Genomic DNA, 23,550 nt, shown 5'->3' with positions numbered 1-23,550 from the left:
GGGTGGAGCTGCGTCAGCTCGAGGTGTTCCTGGCCGTGGTGGAGGCGGGGACGATCAGCGCGGCCGCCCGCCGGCTGGGGACGGCGCAGTCGGTGGTGAGCACCGTCGTGCGCGCGCTGGAGGAGGACCTGGGGGCGGGGCTGTTCGTCCGCACGTCGCGGCGGGCGGTGCCCACCGACGCGGGCCGGGCGCTGGTGCCGGAGGCGCGGCGGCTGCTGGCCGGGGTGTCGCAGGCGCGGGCCGCGGTGCGCGGCGCCGAGGAGGGGCCCACCGGCCCGGTGGCCGTGGGGGTCGTCACCACCATGCACCCCGTGGACCTGCCCCGGCTGCTGCAGCGGTTCACCGCGGAGCACCCGCGGGTGTCGGTGTCGATGCGGGTCTTCGCGGACGGCTCGCGGGGCCTGCTGCGGGCGCTGGTCGAGGGGGAGCTGGACGCGGCGTTCCTGTCGTGGCCCTTCCGCCCCCCGGGGGCGGTCGCGCTGCGGCCCCTGGTCCGCGCCCCGCTGCGGCTGCTGCTGCCCGCCGGGCACCCGCTGGCCTCCCCGGGGCCGGTGGAGCTGGCCGACCTCGCGGGGGAGCGCTGGATCGACGGTCCCCCCGGTTTCGGCAACCGGCTGCAGGTGGACGCGGTGTTCGAGCGCGCCGGGGCGCGCCGGCACGTCGTGCTGGAGGTCCCGGACGTGTCGACGTTCCCGCGCTACGTCGCCGCCGGGCTGGGCCCGGCGTTCGTGCCCGGGTCGGTGCCGGTGCCCCCCGGCTGCCACGAGCAGGCGGTGACGGGCGAGCAGCCGGGGTGGACGCTGTCGCTGGCCACCGCCCGCCCCTCCCCCGAGCGCCCGGCCCGGCGGGCCGTCACCGCGTTCGTCGAGGCCGTCGAGCGCGACGTGCGGCGGGTCAGCACTCGGGGACGTTGACCCCCACGGCGGGGCGGCCGACGACGGTGAGGGCGAGCCCGCCGAGGGAGGTCTCCTTGTACTCCGAGCGCATGTGCGCGCCGGTCTGGCGCATCGTGGCGATGGCGGTGTCGAGGCTGACGACGTGGTCGCCGTCGCCGCGCATGGCGGTGCGGGCGGCGTGGATCGCGGTCGTGGCCCCGACGGCGTTGCGCTCGATGCAGGGGATCTGGACGAGGCCGCCGACGGGGTCGCAGGTGAGCCCCAGGTGGTGCTCGACGGCGATCTCGGCGGCGTTCTCGACCTGCTCGGGGGTGCCGCCGAGGACCTCGGCGAGGCCGGCGGCCGCCATGGCGCTGGCGGAGCCGACCTCGCCCTGGCAGCCGACCTCGGCCCCGGAGATCGAGCCGGTCTCCTTCAGGACGATGCCGATGCCGCCGGCGGCGAGCAGGAAGCGCACGGTGCCGGCGTCGTCGGCGCCGGGGACGAAGCGGCGGTAGAAGTGCAGGACGGCGGGCACGATCCCCGCCGCGCCGTTGGTGGGGGCGGTGACGACGCGACCGCCGGCGGCGTTCTCCTCGTTGACGGCGAGGGCGAACAGGCTGACCCAGTCCATGGCGTGCAGGGCGTCGGCGGCGGAGCTGCCCTCCTCGGCGAGCAGCTGCCGGTGCAGCCGCGGCGCGCGGCGGCGCACGCCGAGACCGCCGGGCAGGGTCCCGTCGGTGACGAGGCCGTGGTCGACGCAGGCGGCCATGGCGGCGAAGATGCGCAGCAGCCCGGCGTCGACCTCGGCGGGCTCGCGCTGGCTCTCCTCGTTGCGCCGCACCAGGTCGGCCACCCCGAGGCCGGTCCGGCGGCAGTGCTCCAGCAGCTCCCCCGCGCTGCGGAAGCCGAAGGGCAGACCGGCGCCGGTCCCCACGACGGGTTCGGCGACGTCGAGGGGGTGGTCGCGCACGAAACCCCCGCCGACGGAGTACGAGGTGCGCTCGGCGAGGACGTCCCCCGCGGCGTCGCGGGCGGTGAAGACCATCCCGTTGGGGTGCGCGGGCAGCGAGGTCTGCCCGATCAGGCGGACGTCGGCGTCGAGGTCGAACCGCACGGGGTGCCGGCCCAGGAGGCGCAGCTCCCCGCCCGCCCGGATCCCGGCGAGCACCTCCTCGACGGTGTCGGGGTCGATGAGCTCGGGGCGCTCCCCCGTCAGCCCGAGGACGACGGCGCGGTCGCTGCCGTGCCCGCGGCCGGTGGCGCCGAGCGAGCCGTACAGGTCGACGGTCACCGCGTGGACGCGGTCCAGGGCCCCGGTGGCGGCGAGGTGCTCGGCGAAGGCGAGGGCGGCGCGCATCGGGCCGACGGTGTGCGAGCTCGAGGGGCCGATGCCGACGGAGAACATGTCGAAGACGGACAGCGGGCCGCCCACGCCTCAGCGCTCCCGGCGGTAGAAGGGCAGCGCGACGACCTCGACGGGCAGCTCGGTGCCGCGGACGTCGACGGCCAGGGCCGTCCCCGGTGCCGAGAGCGCGGCGTCGACGTAGGCCATCGCGACGGGGTACCCCAGGGTGGGCGAGAGGGCCCCGCTGGTGACCTCCCCCACGGGGGAACCGCCGGCGACGACGGGGTAGCCGGCGCGCGGGGCGCGGCGCCCGGTGCCGCGCAGGCCGACGAGGACGCGGGCGGGCGGGGTCGCGGCCAGGCGCTGGAGCGCCTCGAGCCCGACGGGACCGGGGTCCTTGTCGAGCTTGACGACCCGTCCCAGGCCCGCGGCGAAGGGGCTGGTGGCGGTGGTCAGCTCGTGCCCGTAGAGGGGCATCCCCGCCTCCAGGCGCAGGGTGTCGCGGCAGGCGAGGCCGGCGGGGACGCCGCCGTGCTCGCGCGTGGCGGCCAGCAGGGCGTCCCACGCGGCGACGGCGTCGTCGACGGGGACGAAGACCTCGAAGCCGTCCTCGCCGGTGTAGCCGGTGCGGGCGAGGAGGACCTCGACGCCGGGGGCGCCGGGTCCGGTCGTGAGGGTGGCGGGCGCGCAGCGGTAGTAGCCGAGGGCGGTGAGGTCGGCGTCGACGAGCGGGCCGACGATCGCGGCGGAGGCCGGGCCCTGCACCGCGACGAGCGCCCAGCGGGCGGTCTCGTCGGCGACGTGGGCGTCGAAGGGCCGGGCGCGGTCGGCGAGGGCGACGACGACGGGCTCGACGTTGGCGGCGTTGGCGACGACGAGGAACTCCTGCTCCCCGAGGCGGTAGGTGACGAGGTCGTCGACGATCCCGCCCTCGTGGTCGACGAGCAGCCCGTAGGCGGCGCGGCCGATGGCCATCGCCGAGGGGCGCCCGGCGAGGGCGGCGTCGAGGGCGGCCCCGGCCTGCGGGCCGCTGACGCGGATCTCCCCCATGTGGGAGAGGTCGAAGATCCCGGCCGCGCGGCGGACGGCGTGGTGCTCGGCGAGGTCGGAGGCGTAGCGCAGCGGCATCTGCCAGCCGGCGAAGTCGGTGAAGGAGGCACCGAGCGCGGCGTGGGCGTCGGCCAGGGGGGTGCTCGCGGGGGGCGCGGGGGTGGTGGCCGGGGTGGTCACGGGGCTCCTCTCGTCGCGGCCGCGGGGTGCGGCCACGTGCTGGACCCCCTCTGTCGCGGGACCTGAGAGCTTCACCCCGCGCAGCGAGGCTTTCCCCGTCGGTGAGGACCGTGGGGTCCTGCTTTCCAGAGCGGCCTGCCCGTGGCGGTACGTGGACCTGAGAGGTTCCGGGGTGGTTGCTCCTTCGGTGCCCACCGGCGGGCCGGTGGGGCTCTCCCGCCGGGGGGAAGCGGCCGTGTGTTCAGTTGTCCTCGCCGTCAGCGTGGCACACGACCGACCCCGGGGACCAGCGGGCGCTGCGGGTGCCGTCCCCGCACCCCCGGGTGACGATGACGGGGTGCCCCGCCTGCCCTCCCCGCCCGCCGAGCGCGACGCCGTGCGCGCCTGGGTGGCCACCCACCTCGGCCACCTGACCTGCGAGCCGGCGGGGGAACCCGTGCCGGCCTCGCCCGTGCGCGGCGGGCAGGCCGCCGCCGACGCCGCCCTCGCCGCGCTGGACCTCACCGGCTACGCCGCCCGGCGCAGCGAGGTCTGGCCGCCCGAGCGCCGCGGCGCGACCCGGCTCTCGCCCTACGTGCGCCACGGGCTGCTCCCGCTGCCGACGGTGTGGGCCGCGGCGGGGGACGCCCCCGCCCGCGACCGGGCGAAGTTCCGCGACGAGCTGCTGTGGCAGGAGTACGCCCGCCACCTCTACGCCCGCCTCGGCCCCGCGACGGCCCGCCCGCTGCGCTTCGCCGCCCCCGTGCCCGCGCAGCCGTGGGAGCGCGAACCGTGGCCGCAGGACATGGCCTGCGTCGCCACCACCACCGCGGAGCTGCACGAGGAGGGCTGGCTGGTCAACCAGACCCGGATGTGGCTGGCCTCGCAGTACTCCGTGCGGGCCGGGGCGGACTGGCGCGAGGGCGCGCGGGAGATGTACCGCCACCTCCTCGACGGCTCCCCCGCCGCGAACCGCCTCGGCTGGCAGTGGGCCGTGGGCACCGGGACGGGGAAGGTCTACGGCTTCAGCCGGTGGCAGGTCGAGAAGCGCGCCCCGGGCCTGTGCGGCACGTGCGCGCTGCGGCGGGCCTGCCCGGTCCAGGACTGGCCGGAGACGGAGGCCGGTCCCCGCGTGGAGCCCCCCGAGGGCCTCGCCGGCGGACCCACCGACGCCGGCCCCCGCACCCCCGAGGTCACCGGCGAGCCCGACGCGGTGTGGCTCACCGCGGAGTCCCTCGCCGACACCGACCCCGCGCTCGCCGCCCACCCCGGCGTCCCCGCGGTGTTCGTGTTCGACGAGCCGCTGCTGGCCCGGCTGCGGCTGTCCGGCAAGCGCCTGGTGTTCCTCGCCGAGACCCTCGCCGAGCTCGGCTGCGAGGTCCGCCTCGGCGATCCCGTCGCGGAGCTCGCCGGGCGCCGCCTCGCCGTCACCCACGCCCCCGTCCCCGGTTTCGCCCGCCGCGCGGCCCGCCTCGACGTCGTCGCCCGCCACCCCTGGCCCTGGCTGCGCCGCCCGGGCTCGGGGTCGCTGCGCTCCTTCAGCGCGTGGGAGCGCTCGGCGCCCAGGCGCTGAGCTTCCCGGGGTTCAGCTGGATCCAGACGTCCTGGACGTGCCCGTCCCGGACCCGCAGGTTCAGCACGGCGCGCGCCGCCTCCCCGTCGGTGAAGCAGTGGGCCAGACCGTCGCCGGTGCGCACCTCCCGCACCCGCAGGGCGGGGTTCTTGCGGACGACGCCGAGGAGGAACCGCGCCACGTCGTCGCGCCCCCGCACGGGGCGGCGGGCGGCGCTCACCACCCCGCCGCCGTCGGAGCGCAGGACGACGGAGGGGTCGAGCAGCGCCGCCAGCGCCTCGACGTCGCCGGTGCCGGCCGCGCGGGCGAAGGCGCGGACCACGGCGTCGTGCTCGCGGCGGTCGCCGCCGACGGCGCCGTGCTCGCGGACGCGGCGGCGGGCGGAGGAGGAGGCGAGCTGGCGCACCGCCGCGGGGGCGCGGCCGACGACGTCGGCGATCTCGGCGAAGGGCAGCCCGAACACGTCGTGCAGGACGAGGGCGACCCGCTCGGCCGGGGTCATCGACTCCATGACGACGAGGACGGCGGTGCTGACCGACTCGTCGAGGCTGACCCGCTCGAACGGGTCGACGGCCGGGCGGCCCGAGACGGTGCCGGAGAACAGGTCCGAGGGGACGGGCTCGGGCAGCCACTCCCCCGCGTACCGCTCCCGGCGGTGGCGGGCGGAGGCGAGGACGTCGAGGCAGACCCGGCTCGCGACGCGGGTCAGCCACGCCGGCGGGTTCGCGACGGCCGCGCGCTCGGCGGCGCTCAGCCGGTACCAGCGGAGGTAGGTCTCCTGCACGGCGTCCTCGGCCTCGGCCAGCGTCCCGAGCATCCGGTAGCCCAGCGACAGCAGCCGCCGGCGCTCCCCGGCCCCTCCGGGCAGGTCGTCGACCCCGGTGTCCACCCGCACCTCCCCCTCCTCGCCGCCGGAGCCCATCCTGACGTCCGGGGCCGCTGCGTCGTCGGAGGGGCATGCGCATCGCGATCGCCGGGGGAACCGGCACCGTCGGGCAGCACGTCGTGGACGTCGCCCGCGAGCACGGCCACGAGGCCGTCGTCCTCGCCCGCTCCACCGGGGTCGACCTCGTCGCCGGGACCGGGCTGGGCGGGGCCCTCGCCGGGGTGGACGCCGTCGTGGACGTCACGTCGGTGGGGACGGGCTCAGCGCGGGTGGCGCGGGAGTTCTTCACCGCCGTGACGGGGAACCTCCTCGCGGCCGAGGAGGACGCCGGGGTCGGTCACCACCTCGCGCTGTCCATCGTCGGCGTCGACCGGGCCCCGCACGGCTACTACGCGGGCAAGGCCGCCCAGGAGGAGCAGGTCGCCGGCGGGCGGGTCCCGTGGACGCTGCTGCGCACCACCCAGTTCCACGAGTTCGCCGGGCAGCTGCACGGCCGGGCCGCGTTCGGGCCGGTGCACCTGGTCCCGGTGATGAGGTCGCAGCCCGTCGCGGCGCGCGAGGTCGCGCAGCGGCTGGTGGCCCTGGCCGAGCGGGGGCCCGCGGGCCGGGTGCGCGACCTGGCCGGGCCGGAGGTGCTGGCGATGGCCGACGCGGCCCGTTCCTGGGCCCGGGCCACCGGGCACCGCGGCCTCGTCCTCGCCCTGCCCCTGCCCGGCGGGTTCGGCCGCGCGCTGCGCGACGGGACGCTGCTGCCCGATCCCGACGCCGACCGGGGGGAGCTGACGTTCGGCCGGTGGCTGACCCGCGAGCCCCGGGTCACCAGCGGTCGACGAGTTCCTGGATCCTCGCGCGCATGAAGCGGCTGGACTCCTCGCGCCGCTCCTCCCAGGCGAACACGCTGGAGCACACCGCGCCGTCGAAGCCGACCTCGCCCAGGGCCGCGAAGATGCCGTCGACGTCGACCTCGCCCTCGCCGACGTCGAGGTGCTGGTGGACGCGGGCGGTGGAACCGGGGGGGTTGACGATGTAGCGCAGGCCGGAGGAACCGCGGGGGTCGAAGGAGTCCGCCACGTGCACGTGGCGGACCAGGTCGCCGGCGTAGCGCACGATCCCCGGTCCGTCCCCGCCCTGGTGGAAGGTGTGCGGGGTGCAGTAGACGAACCCCAGCCAGGGCCGGTCGAGGCCGCGCACGAGGTCGACGGCGCGGAAACCGTCCTCGACGAAGTCGTCGGGGTGCGGTTCCAGGCGCAGCTCGACGCCGGCGGACTCGAAGACCGGGGCGAGCTCCTCGAAGGAGTCGAAGAAGCGGGCCTCGCTGGCCTCCGGCAGCTCGGGGCGGCCGTTGAACTCCGACTGCAGGACGGGGACGCCGAGCTCCGTGCTCACCTCGACGATGCGCTTGACGTTGCGCACCGCCTGCCGGCGCTCGTCCTCACCGGGACCGGACCAGCGCTGCACGAACTGGGTGGAGCACACGCCCACCCCGGCGGCCTCCAGCGCCTTGCGGAAGGCCCGCACCCCGGCCAGGTCGACGCGGGGGTGGCGGAAGAAGGGGATGAAGTCCTCGCGCGGGGAGAGCTCGATCCACTCGTAGCCGAGGTCGGCAACCACTCCCGGCAGCTGCAGCAGCGGGACGTCGCGGAACATGTAGGGGTCCAGGGCGATCTGCATCCGCGGGCCTCCTCAGGACCGGGCGCCGAGGTCGACCTCGACGCGGCGGCCGGTGCGCAGGGACTGCACGCCGGCGGCGCAGACGGCGGCCGCGGCGTACCCGTCCCACACCCCGGGCCCGTCGACGCCGGCGCCGCTGCGGACGGCGTCCACCCAGCGCTGGAACTCGGTGTCGTAGGCGGCGCCGAAGCGCTGCTTGAAGTCGGCCGCGATCCGCCCTCCCCACCCGGCGGCGGAGTGCTGGACCAGCCCGACGCCCAGGCCGGTCATCGCGCTGCCGCGCTCGGCGACCAGCTCGGTGCGGACCTCGTAGCCGAAGGTGGTGTTCACGAAGATCTCGACGTCGACGAGGGTGCCGCTCGCGGTCTCCATGAGCACGAACTGCGGGTCCTGCAGGCCCTCGGGGGCGTGGGCGGTGCGGCCCGGGGTGAGCACCGTGATCGCGGTGATCTCCTCGCCCAGCAGGAAGCGGGCGATGTCGACCTCGTGGACGACGGAGTCGAGGATGAGCATCTCGGAGTTGAAGTTCGGCGGGGTCGTGGCGTTGCGGTGCACGCAGTGCAGGAACAGCGGCCGGCCCAGCTCGCGCGAGGCGACGAGCGCGCGCAGCTGCTCGTACTCGGCGTCGAAGCGGCGCATGAACCCCACCTGCACGAGGGGGCGGCCCAGGGCGCGCTCGGCCTCGACGACCGCGCGGGCGGTCTCCGGGGAGGTGGTGAGGGGTTTCTCGCACAGGGTGGGCTTGCCCGCGGCGATGGCCTCCAGCACCAGACCCTCGTGGGTGAACCCGGGCGTCGCGATGACGACGGCGTCCACCTCGGGGTCGGCGATGGCCGCGGCCGGGTCGTGCACGGCGCGGACGCCGAGCTCGGCGGCGACCGCGTCGGTGCGGGCGGCGTCCACGTCGCTGACCGCGACGAGCTGGGCGCCCTTGGTCAGGGTGGCGAGGCGGCGGGCGTGGTCCTGGCCCATCATGCCGACGCCGAGCACGGCGACGCGCACATCGCGGTCGTACCCCTGACGCGCGGTGCGGTCGGTCGTCTGCGTCGCCGTGCTCATGCGGTCCGTCCTCGGGTGTCGTCTCCCCCGGCGGGGCCGCCGGGGGTCGTCGGGTGTGCTGCTGGAGGGGTCAGGGGTGCTGCTCGGTGTCCCGGGGCGCCGCCGCCAGGGCGGGCTCGGGGGTCTGGCCCGGCACGGACAGCTCGTGGCTCAGCGCCTCGAGCTCCGCCCCGCCGGCCATCTCGTTGGTGAGCTCGTCCAGCGTGATCCCGCTGCGGGGCCGGTCCAGGGACACGTTGCCGCGGTTGAGGATCACGAAGTGGTTGCCCACCAGGTAGGCGTGGTGGGGGTTGTGGGTGATGAAGATGACGCCCAGCCCCGCGTCGCGGGCCTTGGCGACGTACTTGAGGACGACGCCGGACTGCTTGACGCCCAGCGCCGCGGTCGGCTCGTCGAGGATGAGGACCTTGGCGCCGAAGTGGATGGCCCGGGCGATGGCGATGCACTGGCGCTGCCCGCCGGAGAGGGCGCCGACGGGACGCTCGAGGTCTGGCACGCTGATGCCCATCTTCGTGAGCTCCTCGTCGGTGACCTCGATCATCCGCTTGACGTCCAGGCGCTTGAACGGTCCCCAGCCGGTGGTGAGCTCGGCGCCGAGGAAGAAGTTGCGCCAGACGGACATCAGCGGCACGAGCGCGAGGTCCTGGTAGACCGTGGCGATGCCCCGCTCCAGCGACTCGCGCGGGGAGCTGAAGCGCACCTCCTCGCCGTTGACGACGAGGCGGCCCTCGCTGTGCTGGTGCAGGCCCGCGATGACCTTGATGAGCGTCGACTTGCCGGCGCCGTTGTCGCCCAGGACGCAGGTGATCTCGCCCTGGCGCACCGACAGCGACACCCCGCGCAGCGCGTGGACGTTGCCGTAGCTCTTGCCGACGTCGGTGAGGCTGAGGATCTCGGGGTTCGGGGACTGGGGGCTCATCGGGTCCTCACCTCTTCGCGGCCTGGTTCTTGACGACCAGGTTGACGATCGTGGCCAGCAGGAGCATCACGCCGAGGAACAGCTTGAACCAGTTCGCGTCCCAGCCGGCGTAGACGATGCCCAGGCTGGTCATGCCGAAGATGAGCGCCCCGATGGCCGAGCCGACCGCCGAGCCGTACCCGCCGGTGAGCAGGCACCCCCCGACGACGGCGGCGATGATGTAGATGAACTCCTGGCCGACGCCGCCGCCGGACTGGATGGAGTCGAAGCTGAAGAGCTGGTGCATGCCCACGAACCAGCCGGCGAAGCCGACGGTCATGAACAGCCCGATCTTCGTCCTCCGCACCGGGACCCCGACCGCGCGGGCGGCCTTGTCGTCGCCGCCGACGGCGAAGATCCAGTTCCCGACGCGGGTGCGCAGCAGCGTCCAGGTGGCGATGGCCACGAAGAGGATCCACCACAGGACGGTGATCTTGATGCCGATCCCGCCGACGTCGATCGTGGAGGCGAACACCGCCTGGGCGGAGGCGAAGCCGTCCATGTCGGCCACCGAGTCCGAGGACACCCCGCCGGTGAGCAGCTTGGTGACGCCGAGGTTGAGGCCCTGGAGCATGAAGAACGTGCCGAGGGTGATGAGGAAGCTCGGCAGCCCCGTCCGCATGAGCAGCCAGCCGTTGAAGGCGCCGATCCCCAGGGCCAGCACCAGCGCTGCGAGGACCCCGACCCAGAGGTTCAGTCCCAGCTGGTAGGCGAACGTGGAGGCGGCCAGCGCCGTCGTGGTGACGACCACGCCGGCGGAGAGGTCGAACTCCCCGCCGATCATCAGCAGGGCCACCGCCACGGCCATGATGCCGATCGTGGAGGCGGAGTAGGCGACCGTCGCCAGCGAGGGAGCGGTGCGGAAGGTGGGGGCCACCACGCAGAAGAGGACGAACACGGCGACCGCGCCGATGAGGGAGCCGATCTCGGGCCTGGACAGCAGCCGCGAGAGCAGCGAGCGGGTCGCGACCCGGTCGTCCTTGGCCCGCACCGCGGGCGGGACCTTCGACGTGCTGACGGAGGTGCTCACGGGTGCGTCACCGGGTTCCGTTGGCCGCGAAGTCGGCGACGCGGTCCACGTTGGTGGAGTCGATGAACGCCGGGCCGGTCAACGTGGCCTGGCCACCGCCGATGGTGTTGCCGTTGGTCTTGTACAGCCACAGCGAGTCCACCGCGAGGTAACCCTGCAGGTAGGGCTGCTGGTCGATGGCCCACTTCACGTCGCCGCTCTGGATGGAGCCCATGAGCTCCTTGTTGGTGTCGAAGGTGGCGACCTCGGCGCTGCTGCCCGCGTCGGCCACGGCCTTGACCGCGGTGAGGGCGAACGGCGCGCCGAGGGTGACGACGTGGTCGACGGCGGGGTCCTGCTGCAGCTTGGAGGTGATGGTCTGCTGCACCGAGGGCATGTCGGTCCCGGTGACGTAGAGGTTCTCGGTGGTGCCGCCGGACAGGCCCTGGGCGACCCCGGCGCAGCGGGCCTCCAGCCCGACGTGGCCCTGCTCCTGGATGACGCAGAGGGTCTTCTTGGCGCCCTCGCTGCTCAGCCGCTCACCCGCGGCGACACCGGCCAGCTCCTCGTCCTGGCCGAAGTAACCCATGGCACCGGCGGTCTTCCACTCCTCGAAGCCGCCGTTGAAGGCGACGACGGGGATGCCCGCGGCGGTGGCCGCCTGCACGCTGGGGGCCAGCGCGTCGGCCTTGGCCAAGGTGACGGCGATGCCGTCCACCTTCGAGTCGATGGCGCTCTGGACGAGGTTGACCTGGTCCGCGGCCTCCGGGGCCCCCTGGAAGTTGAGGTCGACGTTGTCCTTGGCCGCGGCGGCCTCGGCGCCGGAGCGGACGATGTCCCAGAAGGTGTCGCCGGGGGCCGCGTGGGTCACCATGGCGATCTTCATCCGGGGGGTGTCGGCGACACCGGCGGCGGCACCTCCGTCGGCGGTGTCCTCGGCCTTGCCGCCGGACGAGCTGCACCCGCCCACCGTGAGGGCGGCGACCGCCACGAGCGCGGCGACGGTGGTCCTGCGCGAGCGAATCCTCATCGATCCGGTCCCTTCTCCTCGGGCGTTCCTCGCCCGGTCGAGCCGAACCCGCTGTTCCTCAACGGGGTGGTGCGGTCCTGCGGCGGTGCGGGTGGTGCGGGGGCGATCGGCCCCCGCGGGGCCGGTCGCGGCGGGGTCAGGCCCGCGGGAGGCGGCAGGAGCGGAGGTAGGAGCAGGTCCGGCGGGCGATGGGCAGGGGGACGTCGAAGGCGACCGGGTAGAGGTCCTGCTCGACGATGGCGAAGATGTCACGCCCCAGATCTTCCAGGGCGGCCAGCACCGGCGGCATGTCCGGTACCCCCTGCGGGGGCTCGACCATGGCGCCGAGCTTCACCGCGTCGCCGAAGCCGAGGTCCTCGGCCTTGACCTTGGCGACCACCTGCGGGTCGACCTGCTTGAGGTGGGCGTAGGCGATCCGGTCGGGGTGCCTGCGGATGATCTCCAGGTTGTCCCCCCCGGAGAAGCTGACGTGGCCGGTGTCCAGGCACAGCTTCACGACCTCGGGGTCGGTCATCTCCAGGAAGCGCTCGATCTGGTCCTGGGTGTCGACGTGGGTGTCGGCGTGGGAGTGGAAGGCCATCTGCAGGCCGTAGCGCTCCTTCACGTCGGCGCCGAGGCGGTCCATGCCCGAGGCCAGCCGCTGCCAGCCGGCCTCGTCCAGCTCGCGGGGCTCCAGCGCCTCGCCGGTCTTGTCGCTGCGCCACTGGCCGGGGATCACCACGAGGTGGGTGCCGCCCACGGCCCGGGTGAGGTCCGCGACGAGCTCGACCTGGGCCCAGGCCTCGTCGTAGTGGTCGGGGCGGTGCAGGGCGGCGAAGATGGTGCCGGCCGAGACCTTGAGGTCGCGCTTCGCGAGCTCGTCGGAGAGTTCCGCGGCGTCGGTGGGCAGGTAGCCGTAGGGGCCGAGCTCGATCCACTCGTACCCCGCCTCGGCCACCTCGTCGAGGAAGCGGGACGCCGGGGTCTGCAGCGGGTCGTCGGCGAACCAGACGCCCCAGGAGTCGGGGGCGGAGCCGATGGTGATGCCCATGGGGAACGTCCTCCACGTCGTCGTGCGCCGTCCTCCGGACGCGGAGGACGACGAGGGAACTGTGGCGCGCCGGAGCGCGCACTGTCAAGCGATTGTCGTTACATACTTACCTCTCCCGCACCTCACGGAGAGGGCGCGCCGGACCCCGCGGGGACCGGTGCGGACGGGCCCGCTCGGAAACCGCTTCCCGGCGGACCGGCCCGTCAGAGCAGCGGGCGCTGGGTCCGCTTCTCGCCCTCGTACCAGGTCCGCGCGGCCCGGGTGGACTCCAGGTGGGACACCTCCGACACCGGGACGTCCCACCAGCCGCCGCCGTCGGGGGCCTCGGAGTACAGGTCGGTCTCGACGTACACGCAGGTCGACTCCCTAGAGGCCTTGGCGTCCTGCAGGGCCGCCACGAGCTCCTTGCGGGTGCCGGCGCGCAGCGTCCGGATGCCCAGGCTCTCGACGTTCGCCGCGAGGTCGACGGGCAGCTTCTCCCCCTCCAGCCGCCCGGACTCCGACCGCTTGCGGTACCTCGTCCCGTAGCGCTGAGAACCGTGCTGCTCCGACAGCGCGCCGATGGAGGCGAAACCGTGGTTCTGGAGCAGGACGACGATGACCTTCACGCCCTCCTGGACCGCCGTCACCAGTTCCGTCGGCATCATGAGGAACGAACCGTCGCCGACGGTGATGAACACGTCCCGGTCCGGGGCGGCCAGCGCCACCCCGATCCCGCCGGGGATCTCGTAGCCCATGCAGGAGTACCCGTACTCGACGTGGTACTGCTTCGGGTCGCGGCTGCGCCACATGGCGTGCAGGTCCCCGGGCAGCGACCCCGCGGCGCACACCACGACGTCGCGGTCCCCGGCCACCTCGTCGACGGCGCCGATGACCTCGGCCTGCGCCAGCAGGCCCTTCGCCTCCCCGATCCCGGAGTGGAAGAACCGGTCCACCACGGCGTCCCACTCGCGGTTCAGGCGCGCGGCGCGCTCCCGGTAGGCGTCGGGGGTGGAGAAACCCTCCAGGGCCTCCGTGAGCGCCTCCAGGGCCTCGCGGGCGTCGGCCTGCACGGGCAGCCCGGCGTGCTTGACCGCGTCGAGGGAGGCCACGTTGACGTTCACGAACCGCACGTCCGGGTTCTGGAACGCCGTCCGCGAGCCGGTGGTGAAGTCGGAGTACCGCGTGCCGATCCCGATGACGACGTCGGCCTCCGCGGCGATCTCGTTGGCCGCCGTCGTGCCGGTGGAACCGACGGCCCCCAGCGACAGGGGGTGGTCGTAGCGGATCGCGCCCTTGCCGGCCTGGGACTGGCCCACGGGGATGCCGGTGGCCTCCACGAACGCCCGCAGCGCCTCGGTGGCCTGCGAGTACACGACCCCGCCGCCGGCCACGACGAGCGGGGCCTTCGCGGAACGGATGAGGTCGGCCGCCTCGGCGATCGCGACCTTCTCCGGGACGGGCCGGGCGATGCGCCAGGTCCGCTCGCGGAACAGCTCGACGGGGAAGTCCCACGCCTCGGCCTGCAGGTCCTCGGGCAGGCAGATCGTCGCCGCACCGGTCTCGGCCGGGTCGGTGAGGACCCGCATCGCCCCGAGCAGCGCGGAGGGCAGCTGCTCCGGGCGCCACACCCGGTCGAAGAACTTCGACAGCGGCCGGAACGCGTCGTTGACGGAGACGTCGTAGCCGTAGGGCTGTTCCAGCTCCTGCAGCACCGGCGAGGCGACGCGGGTCGCGAACACGTCGGCGGGCAGCAGCAGCACGGGGATGCGGTTGACCGTGGCCAGGGCCGCGCCGGTCAGCATGTTCGTCGATCCCGGCCCGACCGACGCGGTGACCGCGAGGGTCTGCAACCGGTCCTGCTGCCGGGCGTAGCCGACGGCGGCGTGGACCATCGCCTGCTCGTTGCGACCCGTCATGTAGCGCAGGTGGGCCGGGGGTTCCCAGTCGTCGCCGAGCGCCCCCTCCTCGGCCTCGAGGAGGGCCTGGCCGATCCCGGCCACGTTGCCGTGCCCGAAGATGCCGAACACGCCGCCGAAGAACGGCCGGCGCACGCCGTCGCGTTCGCTGAACTGCGCCTGCAGGAACCGCACGACGGCCTGCGAGACCGTCAACCGCACCGTCACCACTGCCGGGTTGGGGGGTACCGCGCTCATCTCGATCGTCTCTCAGTGCTCGTCGGGCTCGGGGGTGGAGTAGAAGGGCAGGCGGGGGTCGACGGCCTGCTGCTCCCAGGTCGACCGCACCCAGCCGTGGGCGGGGTCGTCGCAGATCTTCCAGGCCCGTTCCGCCTCGGGCCCGGCCATGACGTTCAGGTAGTACATGTCGTAGGCCGGGGAGGCGACCGACGGTCCGTGCCAGCCGTGCGGGATGAGCACGACGTCGCCGGAGCCGACCTCCTCCAGGACCCGGATCGGGCGTTCGGCGTCGCCGTAGACCTGCTGCAGGCCCACGCCCCCGGGAACCGTCGGGACGCCCTGCGGCGCCAGCGCGCGGAACTCGTAGTAGTAGATCTCCTCGAGCTCGCTCTCCACGTCGCTGGTGCGGTCGTGGCGGTGCGGGGGGTAGGAGGACCAGTTCCCGCCGGGGGTGACGACCTCGCAGGCGATGAGCTTGTCGGTCTCGAAGGCCGCCGGGGTGGCGAAGTTGTTGACCTGCCGGCTGCACGACCCGGCCCCGCGGAGTTCCACCGGGACCCCCGAGGCCGGGCCGTACCGGAAGGGCAGGCGGCGTGACGCCCGTGCGCCCGGGAACGAGAACACGCCGCCTGCGGCACTGGAGATCGTCAGCTCGCTGTCGCGGCCGACGTAGGCGAAGTCGGTGACCCCGTCGAAGACGCCGGTGCGTCCGGCGAGGTCGAGGGTCTCGCCCGCGACCGTGACCGAGCAGGCACCGGAGAGCGGCAGGACGAGCAGTTCGTCCTCGCCGGTGGGGAAGGTGCGGGAGGCCCCCGGGGCCAGCGTCAGCGTGCGCAGGCCGGAGAAGCCCCAGCCCGCCGACTCCGGGGTCACGACGAGGTCGAAACCGTCGGCCGCGGTGGACCCGGCGGGGAGGAAGAGGTTCGGGTCGGTTCCGGAGGTCATCGTCGGGCTCCTCAGCGCACCAGGGAGACGGCGGTCTTCACCGCGGACTCGACGTCGCCGTCCGGGGGGTACAGCAGGGTCCGCCCCACGGTCAGCCCGCGCACCGACGGCAGGGCCAGCGCCTTGCGCCAGGTCGCGAACGTCTCCTCCGGCGAGGTCGCCGGGTCCCCCCCGAGCAGCAGCGTCGGCAGCGTCGTGGCGTCCATGACGCGTTCCATGTCCTCGACGACGGGGATCTTCAGCCAGGTGTAGGCCGTGGTCCGGCCCAGCGCCTGCGCCACGTTGATGGACTTCACGACCCCGTCGGCGGTCAGGTCGTGGACGACCTTGCCGTCGCGGTGGCTGGACCAGAACGGTTCGATGAGCGCCACGAGCCGGCGCGCGGCGAGTTCGCTGATGGCGTCGGCGCAGGCCGTCAGCGTCGGCAGGGTGCCGGCGTCGTCGAGGGCGATGCGGGCGAGGAACTTGCCGCCGTCGAGGTTCATGTCCTGCACGGCCTGCGCGTCGTAGCCGGTGAAGCGGTCGTCGAGCTCGAAGGTGGCGCCCTGGAGGCCGCCGCGGTTCATCGACCCGAAGACGACCTTGCCCTCCAGCGCCCCGAGGAGGGTGAGGTCCTCGACGATGTCGGCCGAGGCGAGCAGGCCGTCGACGCCGGGGACGGCGAGCGCCACCCGCAGCCGGTCGAGCAGTTCGGTGCGGTCGGCCATCGCCATGGCGTCCTTCCCGACGCCGTTGGCGGCGCGGGCGGGGTGGTCGGCGGCGACGACCATGAGGCGGCCGTCGGCCTCCAGCAGGGGGCGGCGGCGCCGGGCCCGGGAGCGTTCGAGGATGCGTTCGGGGTGGCGGGCGCGGATCTCCGCGACCTCGGCGTAGTCCTTCGCGAAACCGGTGGAGGAGCCGTTCTCGTCAGGCACGGGCGGCGACCTCCTCGAGCAGGGCCTCCACCTCGGAGGTGAACGGCATGGCGGTGGAGCACTCGCGCCGGGTGGCGACGATGGCGCCGGCGGCGTTGGCGAAGCGCAGGGTCCGTTCCAGGTCCCAGCCGGCGAGCAGCCCGTGGCACAGCGCGCCGCCGAAGCCGTCGCCGGCGCCGAGGCCGTTGACGACGGCGACGGGGGTGGGCGGGACCTCGACGAAGGCGGTGCCCCCGTCGGGGTTCCTCGTCGCCCCCAGGACGCCCTTGGGCCCCTGCTTGACGATCGCGACCTCCACCCCGGCGGCCAGCAGGGCCTCGGCGGCCCGGCGGGGTTCGGTCTCGCCGACGGCGACCTCGCACTCCTCGCGGTTGCCGACGGCGACGGTGACGTGCGGCAGCGCGCGGCGCACCTGCTCGGTCGCCTCCTGCGGGGAGGCCCAGAACATCGGCCGGTAGTCGAGGTCGAGGACCGTGAGGGGCTTGCGCGCCCGGGCCGCCCAGGCCGCGTGGTGCGCGCCGCGGCTGGGTTCCTCGGAGAGGCCGGTGACGGTGGTCCAGAAGACCCCGGCGTCGCGGATGGCGTCGAGGTCGAGCTCCTCGGCGCGGATCTGCAGGTCCGGCGCGGTGGGCTGGCGGTAGAACAGCAGCGGGAAGTGGTCCGGCGGGTAGATCTCGCAGAACGCCAGCGGGGTGTTGAGCCCCTCGACGCCGGAGACGAACCGGTCGGAGACCCCGAAACCGGCGAGCGCCCGGTGGACGAACCTCCCGAAGGCGTCGTTGCCGGTGCGGGTGACGACGGCCGTGGCGCGCCCGTGCCGCGCGGCGGCGACGGCGACGTTGGTGGCACTGCCCCCCAGGTACTTGCCGAAGGTCTCGACGTCCTCGAGGCCCACGTCGTCCTGCAGCGGGTAGAGGTCGACGCCGACCCTGCCCATGGTCACGACGTCCAGCGCGGCCGTGGTGCTCACGCGAGGTCCCCTCCCAGTCCGGATCATCGGTGCCGCCCCGGGCCGCAGCGGCGCGGTGGCTGGGTCGAGCGTCCTCCGGGGAAGACCCGCCTGTCAAGCTTTGTCAGGACAAACGCACCTCCTGACGTACACACCTCGTGGCGGCTACCATGGTCCGACGGCGGCACGGCGACGTGGCTGCGCCGCGTCGCACGACCTCCGGGAGCTGTGGTGAGCGATCTGTTCGTCGACCTGGACCGGTCCAGTCCCGTCCCCCTGTACTTCCAGGTCGCCCGCCAGATCGAGCAGGCCATCGAGGGCGGCAAGCTGCTGCCCGGGTCGCGCCTGGACAACGAGATCCACCTCGCCGACCAGCTGGGCCTCTCGCGCCCGACGATGCGCCGCGCGATCCAGCAGCTCGTCGACAAGGGCCTGCTGGTCCGCAAGCGCGGGGTGGGCACCCAGGTCGTGCACGGCCAGGTCACCCGGCCCGTGGAGCTGACCAGCCTGCACGACGACCTGGTGCGGTCCGGTCAGCAGCCGGACACCCGGGTCCTGCTGCACGAGATGGACGGGGCCGCCGACGACGTCGCCGGCAGCCTCGCCATCAGCCCCGGCACGCCCGTGCTGCACCTGCGCCGGTTGCGGATGTCGGGCGGTGAACCGCTGGCGGTGCTGGAGAACTGGCTGCCCGCCCCGTACACGGACCTGACGGTGGAGGCCCTCACCGAGCGCGGGATGTACCAGCTGCTGCGCAGCCGCGGGGTGGGGATGCGGGTGGCGCGCCAGCGCATCGGCGCCCGCCGGGGCACCGGCGAGGAGTGCACGCTGCTCGACGAGCGCCGCGGCGCGCCGCTGCTGACGATGGAGCGCACGACCCACGACGACTCCGGCAAGGTCGTCGAGTACGGCCGGCACGTCTACCGCGCCAGCCGGTACGCGTTCGAGGTCACCCTCGTCGACCGCTGAGGCACCGCTGAGGCCCGGTCGCCTCAGGCGAGGCCGTCGCGCACGGCCCGGTCGTGGATCGCGCCGCTGGTGACGGCCTCCTCCAGCTGCTCCAGGGAGCGCCCGCGGGTCTCGGGGACCTGGGTCTTCACGAACACCAGCGCCAGCAGGTTGACCACGGCGAACCCGAAGAAGCAGCCGGTGATGCCGAGCGCGCTCACCAGCGTCGGGAACCACAGGCCCAGCAGGGCGTTGGTGATCCACAGGACGAACACCGAGGTCCCCATGCCGAACGCCCGCATCCGCTGCGGGAAGATCTCCGACAGCGTCACCCACGTCGCCACGTTGAGGAAGGTCTGCATGGACCCGACGAAGGCCACGACGAGGAAGAGGATCACCCACGGGCGCAACGGGTTGCCCACGGGGAGGAGCACGGAGCCGATCCCGATGAGCAGGTGGCAGGCGGTCGTCAGCGAGTAGCCGAGGACGAACGTCCGGCGGCGGCTGAAGGTGTCCATGATCCGCAGCGCGATGAACGCGCCGACGACCGCGATGACCCCGGGGGCGACGTTGGCGATGAGGGCCGCGCTGGAGGAGAACCCGGCCTCGCCGAGGATGGACTGCCCGTAGTACATGATCGAGTTGATCCCGGTCAGCTGCTGGGCGACCCCCAGGCCGGTGCCGATCAGCAGGATGCGCCGCAGCCACCGGTGGGACAGGACGCTGCGCCAGTCCATCGGGACCCGCTTGGAGTCCTCGTGGGTCAGCCCGGCGATCTGGCGCGCCTCCGCCTCCGCGCGCTCCTCCGAGCGCAGGGTCCGCAGCACCGCGAGCGCCTCGTCGTAGTGGCCGTGGTCGATCAGCCAGCGCGGGGACTCCGGCACCCGCAGCATCCCGACGAACAGGGCGACGGCGGGCAGCGTCACGAAGGCCAGCATGATGCGCCAGACCCCGGCGTGCTCGCCCCAGACGTTGCCGACGATCGCGTTGACGACGAAGGCCGCGAGCTGGCCGACGACGATCATCATCTCGTTGCGCCCCGAGAGCGACCCGCGGATCTCGTAGGGCGCCATCTCGGCGAGGTAGACCGGCACGACGGTCGAGGCGGCGCCGACGGCGAGGCCGAGGACGACGCGGCCGACGACCATGACCTCGAAGTTCGGGGTGAAGACGCAGACCAGGGCGCCGCCGAAGAAGAACAGCGACATGAGCAGGATGGACCGCCGCCGGCCCCAGGCGTCGGAGAGGCGTCCGCCGCTGATCGCGCCGACGGCGGCGCCGAAGAGCAGCGAGCTCGTCACGACGCCCTCGGTGAGGGTGGTGAGGCCGAGTTCCCGGACCATCGGTTCGAGGGCGCCGTTGATGACGCTGGTGTCGTAGCCGAAGAGCAGCCCCCCGAAGGTCGCGATGAGGGCGACGACGCCCAGCCGCCTGCGGTGGGGGCCGTCGGTCAGGGGCGGCAGCGCGTCGTGCACACCCCCTCCGGGTGCGGCGGACCGGCCCGGGGTGGTCGACATGGGAACTCCCTCGTCCTGCGGATCGCGTCGCCGGACGGTAGGCGTGGTCGCGTGAGCATGTCAAGACAAAGATCCCTCAGGAACCTCTCCCGAGACCCGCCCGCCCCGGCCCGCCCGCGCCCGGCGGAGGGGGACGCGGGAGGATCGGGACCCCACCGACCCGAGGAGCCCCGTGGACACCGACGACCTGCTCGCCCGCCTGACCGCCGAGGAGGCGGACCTCGTCCTCGACCGCTTCGACGAGGACGACGCCTGGCGCCTGGGGTCGCTGCTCGTCCAGCGCGCGCGGTCCCGGGACCTCGCGGTGGCGGTCGCGATCCGCCGCAACGGGCAGCGCCTCTTCCACGCCGCGCTGCCCGGGTCGGTCGCCGACCACGACGCCTGGCTGCAGCGCAAGATGAACGTCGTGGACCGCTTCGGCCACGCGTCCTACCTCGTGGGGACGCGCGCGCGCCGCGGCGGCGGCGAGTTCGACGTCGACGCCCGGGTGGACCCCCGCGAGTTCGCCGCCCACGGCGGCGCCTTCCCGCTGCGGGTGCGCGGGGTCGGGGTCGTCGGCGCGGTCGCGGTGTCCGGGCTGCCGGAGGCCGACGACCACGCCCTCGTGGTGGAGGTGCTGGCGGAGTTCCTGCGGGGCTGACCGCGGCGTCCCGGGCGCGGCCGCTCAGACCAGCGGGTCGGCGAGGATCCGGTCCAGCGTCGTGCGCCCGAGCGCGCTCATCCGCGGGTTCGTCCGCGCGTAGTGCTCGACCAGCCCCACGGACTGCTGGAACGCCCACGCCTGGGAGCGGACCCAGTCCAGCCCGTCGGCGCCGACCGCACGCCGGAACTCCTCCCGCGCCGGGGCCTCGAACAGGTGCCAGCCGGCGATGAGGTCCAGCGCGGGGTCGGCCGGGCCGAGGCCGCCGACGTCGAGGACCCCGGCCAGGCGGCCCCCCGCGACCAGGACGTTGCCGGGGATCAGGTCGCCGTGGACGACGACGTCGGCGGCCACGTGCGGCAGGCGGCGGAACCCCTCCCACAGGGCGCGCAGCCGGGGCACGTCGAGCAGGCCCTCGCTGCGCGCGAGGCAGCGGTCCACCCACGCGTCGTGGACGTGCAGGTCCCCGCCCCGGCCGGTCCCGCTGAACCGGTGCTCGTGCAGGGGCAGGGCGCGCACGTCGTGGACGAACTCGGCGAGGTCGAGCGCGAGACCGCCGGCCGCGGTGACGTCGACCTCGTCGGCGGGGGTGCCCGGGACCCAGGTGGAGATCGACCAGGGGAAGGGGTACCCCTCCCCCGGTCCCCCGATCGCGAGGGGCTCGGGGGTGGGGAACCGCGTGGCGCCGAACAGCTCCCGCGCGGCCTCGACCTCCCGGGGCACCCGGTCCGCGGCCCCGGGCCGCAGCGGGAGGCGGGCGACCTTGTCCGTCCCCACGCGGAAGACGGCGTTGACCGTGCCGGCGCTCTCCAGCGCGGAGACCGGCTCCCCCGCCCAGTGCGGGAACTGCGCGGCGACGAGCCGGCGCACCGCGTCCACGGGAACGTCGACCTGGTCCTCGTGCTGTCGCGTCGTCACGGGCACACCCTGTCGGGCCCCGGGCGGAACAGCCACCCCGGCGAGGCCGCCGGGGCCCGCGCCGGGCGCGAGGGGGAGCACCGGCCCGCCCGCGCCGCCGCGCCCGGGGGCGGCGGCCGGCGCGGGCCGCCTCCCCGTCCGGTCTCAGGCGGCGCAGTCGTTGCAGATCAGCCGGCCGCCGGTGACGTCGGAACTGGCGTGCAGCTGGCTGCGGTGCTTGACCAGGAAGCAGCTGGTGCAGGTGAACTCGTCCTGCTGGCGCGGCAGGACCCGCACCGAGAGCTCCTCCCCGGACAGGTCGGCGCCCGGCAGCTCGAAGCCCTCCGCCGCCTCCGCCTCGTCCTCGTCCACGCTGGAGGACGACGTCTTGTCCGTGCGGTGGGTCTTCAGCTCCTCGATCGAATCCGCGTCGAGGTCCTCGTCGGTCTTGCGCGGTGCGTCGTAGTCGGTCGCCATCAGTGCCTCTCCTCGAGCTGCGGTCCACTCCCGTGCCCCCCGACGGTGTCGTCGCAGGGCGTGAGCGCCGTACTCAACCACGAAGACGCCCTCCGCATGCCCACCCCCCGCCCACGACCGGGGCGGCGCGGCGGCGACGGCCCGCCGGGCACGTCCTAGCGGTCGCCGCGGGCCCGGGCGACGAGGAGCTCGAGGGTGGCCAGGTAGGCCTCGAAGGCGTCGCGGCCGGCGGCGGTGAGGCGCACCGAGGTCTGGCGCCGCAGCGCCTGCACCGCGCGCTCCTTGCGGACCTCGACGTAGCCGACCTGCTCCAGGGCGGCGACCTGCTTGGAGAGGGCGGAGTCGCTGGTGCCGATGGTGTCGCGCAGGAAGGAGAAGGTCACCCAGTCCGCCGGGGCGAGCAGGGAGCAGATGTTCAGCCGGGCGGGGGTGTGCAGGAACTCGTCGATCGCGGCGCCCCCCGCGCCGGAGGGGGTCGCGGCAGCGGCGGCGGGCTGGGCGTCGGGCGCGGTGGTCACGGGCGCAGGCTCGCAGCCATCCGGGCCTGCACCGCGCGGGTCAGGGTGACGATGACCAGGCAGGCGCCGACCATGCCGACGGTGTTGGGCAGCGGCCAGTCCAGCCCCCGCGCGACCGCCTGGAAGGCGACGTCCACCGCGGCCGCGGGGACGAAGGTGGCGACCAGGGCGGTCTGCCAGCGGCTGGAGGCGCGGGTGGGCTTCAGGCGCACCCCGCGCTGCCAGGCGACCCCGACGCCCGTGAGCACCAGGACCAGCCACAGCCAGACCATGCCCGCGTCGGTGAGGACGCCCAGGGCCAGGGCGCAGGAGCACAGGCTCCACACCTGCCCGCGGGTCCAGGGGGCGGTCCCGGCGGTGATGGTCTGCTGGCGGCGCCGGGCGGCCAGGGTCAGGGCCTGCTGTGCTTCGCGAGCGTCCACGGTGGGGTTCCTCCCGTTCGAGTGCTTGCTTGCCTGACGAGAAAGCTACTCGTCACTTGCCCGGCAGGCAACACTTGAGTGGCAGGAAAGTCGGAGGGGCGCGGTCCGGGGGCGGGGAACTCCCACCCGCTACGGTGACCGCCGTGACGTGGACCTGGACGCGGGTGCGCCAGCGGGATCCGGAGCCCGCACCCACCCCCGCACGCGCCACGGCGTCCACGGCGGGAGCCGTGGTCGGCGGAGGGGTCCTGGTCGCCGTGGCGCTCCCGCTCCTCGCCCAGGCGGTGGCGTGGGCCGTCCTCGACCCCGGCGAGGCCCCGTGGCCGCTGCTGCTCGCGATGGGCGCCGTCGCCGTCGGCACCCCCGTCCCCCTCGCCGCGGGCATCGCGGCGAGGGCGCGGGCCGACGTCCGCGCCACCGCGCTGCTGGTCGGGGTGCCCCAGGCGGTCCTGTTCGTCCCGCTGCTCCTCCTCGCCCTGTGGGGCCGGCCGTGAGGGACCCGGCCGGTCCGACCTGACCAGGCCGGCGGGGCGGGACCGGTCCGGTCCCGCCCCGCCG

General features: G+C 74.5%; 24 protein-coding genes and 2 riboswitches. Of the genes, 6 read left to right on the top strand and 18 right to left on the bottom strand.

Going from position 1 to position 23,550, the window contains the following annotated elements:
- Positions 1-2 precede the first annotated feature (2 nt).
- The gene (locus tag KRAD_RS13625; protein ID WP_041292093.1) at positions 3-914 is read left to right on the top strand and encodes a LysR family transcriptional regulator; all 912 of its coding nucleotides are present in this window, start codon (positions 3-5) and stop codon (positions 912-914) included.
- Here the strand turns inward: KRAD_RS13625 and KRAD_RS13620 are convergent.
- Together KRAD_RS13620 and gcvT are read right to left on the bottom strand one after the other, a co-directional pair.
- Positions 895-2,283 (bottom strand): L-serine ammonia-lyase, encoded by a 1,389-nt coding sequence (locus tag KRAD_RS13620; RefSeq protein WP_041293223.1) that lies wholly within the window; start codon positions 2,281-2,283, stop codon positions 895-897. The genes KRAD_RS13625 and KRAD_RS13620 overlap by 20 nt on opposite strands.
- 30 nt (positions 2,284-2,313) lie before the next feature.
- Complete coding sequence (gcvT, locus tag KRAD_RS13615; RefSeq protein ID WP_203417570.1) at positions 2,314-3,453, bottom strand: glycine cleavage system aminomethyltransferase GcvT; 1,140 nt, start codon at positions 3,451-3,453, stop codon at positions 2,314-2,316.
- A gap of 44 nt (positions 3,454-3,497) precedes the next feature.
- Positions 3,498-3,587, bottom strand: a riboswitch (glycine riboswitch).
- Position 3,588: 1 nt separating this feature from the next.
- Positions 3,589-3,682: riboswitch (glycine riboswitch) on the bottom strand.
- Between the two features lie 108 nt (positions 3,683-3,790).
- On the opposite strand from gcvT, the gene KRAD_RS13610 reads away from it, so the two are divergent.
- Positions 3,791-5,005: an FAD-binding domain-containing protein gene (locus KRAD_RS13610; RefSeq protein ID WP_041292092.1), complete on the top strand. Its 1,215-nt coding sequence runs from the start codon at positions 3,791-3,793 to the stop codon at positions 5,003-5,005.
- Here KRAD_RS13610 and sigJ read toward each other — a convergent pair.
- Complete coding sequence (sigJ, locus tag KRAD_RS13605; protein WP_012086201.1) at positions 4,971-5,927, bottom strand: RNA polymerase sigma factor SigJ; 957 nt, start codon at positions 5,925-5,927, stop codon at positions 4,971-4,973. The two genes, KRAD_RS13610 and sigJ, sit on opposite strands and share 35 nt — an antisense overlap.
- A 35-nt stretch (positions 5,928-5,962) precedes the next feature.
- Here sigJ and KRAD_RS13600 point away from each other — a divergent pair, with 35 nt between their 5' ends.
- Complete coding sequence (locus KRAD_RS13600; protein ID WP_012086200.1) at positions 5,963-6,748, top strand: SDR family oxidoreductase; 786 nt, start codon at positions 5,963-5,965, stop codon at positions 6,746-6,748.
- Here the strand turns inward: KRAD_RS13600 and KRAD_RS13595 are convergent.
- The 10 genes from KRAD_RS13595 to iolC form a co-directional block, all read right to left on the bottom strand.
- Positions 6,708-7,562, bottom strand: a complete 855-nt coding sequence (locus KRAD_RS13595) for a sugar phosphate isomerase/epimerase family protein (RefSeq protein WP_012086199.1) — start codon at positions 7,560-7,562, stop codon at positions 6,708-6,710. The genes KRAD_RS13600 and KRAD_RS13595 overlap by 41 nt on opposite strands.
- A gap of 12 nt (positions 7,563-7,574) precedes the next feature.
- On the bottom strand, positions 7,575-8,621 hold the full coding sequence (locus KRAD_RS13590) for a Gfo/Idh/MocA family protein (protein ID WP_012086198.1): 1,047 nt from the start codon (positions 8,619-8,621) through the stop codon (positions 7,575-7,577).
- Positions 8,622-8,691: 70 nt separating this feature from the next.
- The gene (locus tag KRAD_RS13585; RefSeq protein ID WP_012086197.1) at positions 8,692-9,540 is read right to left on the bottom strand and encodes an ATP-binding cassette domain-containing protein; all 849 of its coding nucleotides are present in this window, start codon (positions 9,538-9,540) and stop codon (positions 8,692-8,694) included.
- Positions 9,541-9,547: 7 nt separating this feature from the next.
- Entirely contained in the window at positions 9,548-10,609 is a 1,062-nt protein-coding gene (locus tag KRAD_RS13580) for an ABC transporter permease (protein ID WP_012086196.1), read from the bottom strand.
- A gap of 7 nt (positions 10,610-10,616) precedes the next feature.
- Positions 10,617-11,618 carry a sugar ABC transporter substrate-binding protein gene (locus tag KRAD_RS13575; RefSeq protein WP_012086195.1) on the bottom strand — a complete coding sequence of 334 codons (1,002 nt, stop codon included), beginning with the start codon at positions 11,616-11,618 and terminating at the stop codon, positions 10,617-10,619.
- 136 nt (positions 11,619-11,754) lie between these two features.
- A complete protein-coding gene (locus KRAD_RS13570) occupies positions 11,755-12,648 on the bottom strand; it encodes a sugar phosphate isomerase/epimerase family protein (RefSeq protein ID WP_012086194.1) in 894 nt (297 codons plus the stop codon).
- Positions 12,649-12,851: 203 nt separating this feature from the next.
- Positions 12,852-14,783, bottom strand: a complete 1,932-nt coding sequence (gene iolD, locus KRAD_RS13565; RefSeq protein WP_012086193.1) for a 3D-(3,5/4)-trihydroxycyclohexane-1,2-dione acylhydrolase (decyclizing) — start codon at positions 14,781-14,783, stop codon at positions 12,852-12,854.
- A gap of 12 nt (positions 14,784-14,795) precedes the next feature.
- A complete protein-coding gene (gene iolB / locus KRAD_RS13560; protein WP_012086192.1) occupies positions 14,796-15,710 on the bottom strand; it encodes a 5-deoxy-glucuronate isomerase in 915 nt (304 codons plus the stop codon).
- An 11-nt stretch (positions 15,711-15,721) separates the two neighbouring features.
- Positions 15,722-16,624, bottom strand: a complete 903-nt coding sequence (locus KRAD_RS13555; protein ID WP_012086191.1) for a Cgl0159 family (beta/alpha)8-fold protein — start codon at positions 16,622-16,624, stop codon at positions 15,722-15,724.
- Positions 16,617-17,621 carry a 5-dehydro-2-deoxygluconokinase gene (gene iolC, locus KRAD_RS13550; RefSeq protein ID WP_041292091.1) on the bottom strand — a complete coding sequence of 335 codons (1,005 nt, stop codon included), beginning with the start codon at positions 17,619-17,621 and terminating at the stop codon, positions 16,617-16,619. The genes KRAD_RS13555 and iolC overlap by 8 nt, the downstream gene beginning before the upstream one ends.
- 183 nt (positions 17,622-17,804) lie before the next feature.
- Here iolC and KRAD_RS13545 point away from each other — a divergent pair, with 183 nt between their 5' ends.
- On the top strand, positions 17,805-18,542 hold the full coding sequence (locus KRAD_RS13545; protein WP_012086189.1) for a GntR family transcriptional regulator: 738 nt from the start codon (positions 17,805-17,807) through the stop codon (positions 18,540-18,542).
- A 23-nt stretch (positions 18,543-18,565) separates the two neighbouring features.
- Here KRAD_RS13545 and KRAD_RS13540 read toward each other — a convergent pair whose 3' ends face one another.
- Positions 18,566-20,038, bottom strand: a complete 1,473-nt coding sequence (locus KRAD_RS13540) for a sugar porter family MFS transporter (RefSeq protein ID WP_012086188.1) — start codon at positions 20,036-20,038, stop codon at positions 18,566-18,568.
- 172 nt (positions 20,039-20,210) lie between these two features.
- Here KRAD_RS13540 and KRAD_RS13535 point away from each other — a divergent pair, with 172 nt between their 5' ends.
- Entirely contained in the window at positions 20,211-20,678 is a 468-nt protein-coding gene (locus KRAD_RS13535; protein WP_012086187.1) for a heme-degrading domain-containing protein, read from the top strand.
- A gap of 24 nt (positions 20,679-20,702) precedes the next feature.
- Here the strand turns inward: KRAD_RS13535 and KRAD_RS13530 are convergent, their stop codons facing one another.
- The 4 genes from KRAD_RS13530 to KRAD_RS13515 form a co-directional block, all read right to left on the bottom strand.
- Positions 20,703-21,596, bottom strand: coding sequence for an aminoglycoside phosphotransferase family protein (locus tag KRAD_RS13530; protein ID WP_012086186.1), 894 nt, complete (start codon positions 21,594-21,596; stop codon positions 20,703-20,705).
- Positions 21,597-21,740: 144 nt separating this feature from the next.
- The gene (locus KRAD_RS13525; RefSeq protein WP_041292090.1) at positions 21,741-22,052 is read right to left on the bottom strand and encodes a DUF4193 domain-containing protein; all 312 of its coding nucleotides are present in this window, start codon (positions 22,050-22,052) and stop codon (positions 21,741-21,743) included.
- Positions 22,053-22,207: 155 nt separating this feature from the next.
- Positions 22,208-22,570 carry a transcriptional regulator gene (locus tag KRAD_RS13520; RefSeq protein WP_012086184.1) on the bottom strand — a complete coding sequence of 121 codons (363 nt, stop codon included), beginning with the start codon at positions 22,568-22,570 and terminating at the stop codon, positions 22,208-22,210.
- Positions 22,567-22,992 (bottom strand): hypothetical protein, encoded by a 426-nt coding sequence (locus KRAD_RS13515; RefSeq protein ID WP_012086183.1) that lies wholly within the window; start codon positions 22,990-22,992, stop codon positions 22,567-22,569. Before KRAD_RS13515 ends, KRAD_RS13520 begins: the two co-directional genes overlap by 4 nt.
- Before the next feature lie 143 nt (positions 22,993-23,135).
- On the opposite strand from KRAD_RS13515, the gene KRAD_RS13510 reads away from it, so the two are divergent.
- Positions 23,136-23,486, top strand: coding sequence for a hypothetical protein (locus KRAD_RS13510; RefSeq protein ID WP_157873596.1), 351 nt, complete (start codon positions 23,136-23,138; stop codon positions 23,484-23,486).
- The last annotated feature ends 64 nt before the right edge of the window (positions 23,487-23,550 follow it).

Source organism: Kineococcus radiotolerans SRS30216 = ATCC BAA-149 (assembly GCF_000017305.1).
GTDB classification, from domain to species: domain Bacteria; phylum Actinomycetota; class Actinomycetes; order Actinomycetales; family Kineococcaceae; genus Kineococcus; species Kineococcus radiotolerans.
The sequence above is the reverse complement of the archived record's forward strand: the minus strand, read 5'-3'. Positions and strand labels throughout refer to the sequence as shown.

Excerpts from the sequence above, each read along its gene's own strand:
- KRAD_RS13620 (WP_041293223.1), bottom strand. The coding sequence starts at position 2,283 with ATGTTCTCCGTCGGCATCGGCCCCTCGAGCTCGCACACCGTCGGCCCG.
- sigJ (WP_012086201.1), bottom strand. The coding sequence starts at position 5,927 with ATGGGCTCCGGCGGCGAGGAGGGGGAGGTGCGGGTGGACACCGGGGTC.
- KRAD_RS13600 (WP_012086200.1), top strand. The coding sequence starts at position 5,963 with ATGCGCATCGCGATCGCCGGGGGAACCGGCACCGTCGGGCAGCACGTC.
- KRAD_RS13595 (WP_012086199.1), bottom strand. The coding sequence starts at position 7,562 with ATGCAGATCGCCCTGGACCCCTACATGTTCCGCGACGTCCCGCTGCTG.
- KRAD_RS13590 (WP_012086198.1), bottom strand. The coding sequence starts at position 8,621 with ATGAGCACGGCGACGCAGACGACCGACCGCACCGCGCGTCAGGGGTAC.
- KRAD_RS13585 (WP_012086197.1), bottom strand. The coding sequence starts at position 9,540 with ATGAGCCCCCAGTCCCCGAACCCCGAGATCCTCAGCCTCACCGACGTC.
- KRAD_RS13575 (WP_012086195.1), bottom strand. The coding sequence starts at position 11,618 with ATGAGGATTCGCTCGCGCAGGACCACCGTCGCCGCGCTCGTGGCGGTC.
- KRAD_RS13570 (WP_012086194.1), bottom strand. The coding sequence starts at position 12,648 with ATGGGCATCACCATCGGCTCCGCCCCCGACTCCTGGGGCGTCTGGTTC.
- iolD (WP_012086193.1), bottom strand. The coding sequence starts at position 14,783 with ATGAGCGCGGTACCCCCCAACCCGGCAGTGGTGACGGTGCGGTTGACG.
- iolB (WP_012086192.1), bottom strand. The coding sequence starts at position 15,710 with ATGACCTCCGGAACCGACCCGAACCTCTTCCTCCCCGCCGGGTCCACC.
- iolC (WP_041292091.1), bottom strand. The coding sequence starts at position 17,621 with ATGATCCGGACTGGGAGGGGACCTCGCGTGAGCACCACGGCCGCGCTG.
- KRAD_RS13540 (WP_012086188.1), bottom strand. The coding sequence starts at position 20,038 with ATGTCGACCACCCCGGGCCGGTCCGCCGCACCCGGAGGGGGTGTGCAC.
- KRAD_RS13525 (WP_041292090.1), bottom strand. The coding sequence starts at position 22,052 with ATGGCGACCGACTACGACGCACCGCGCAAGACCGACGAGGACCTCGAC.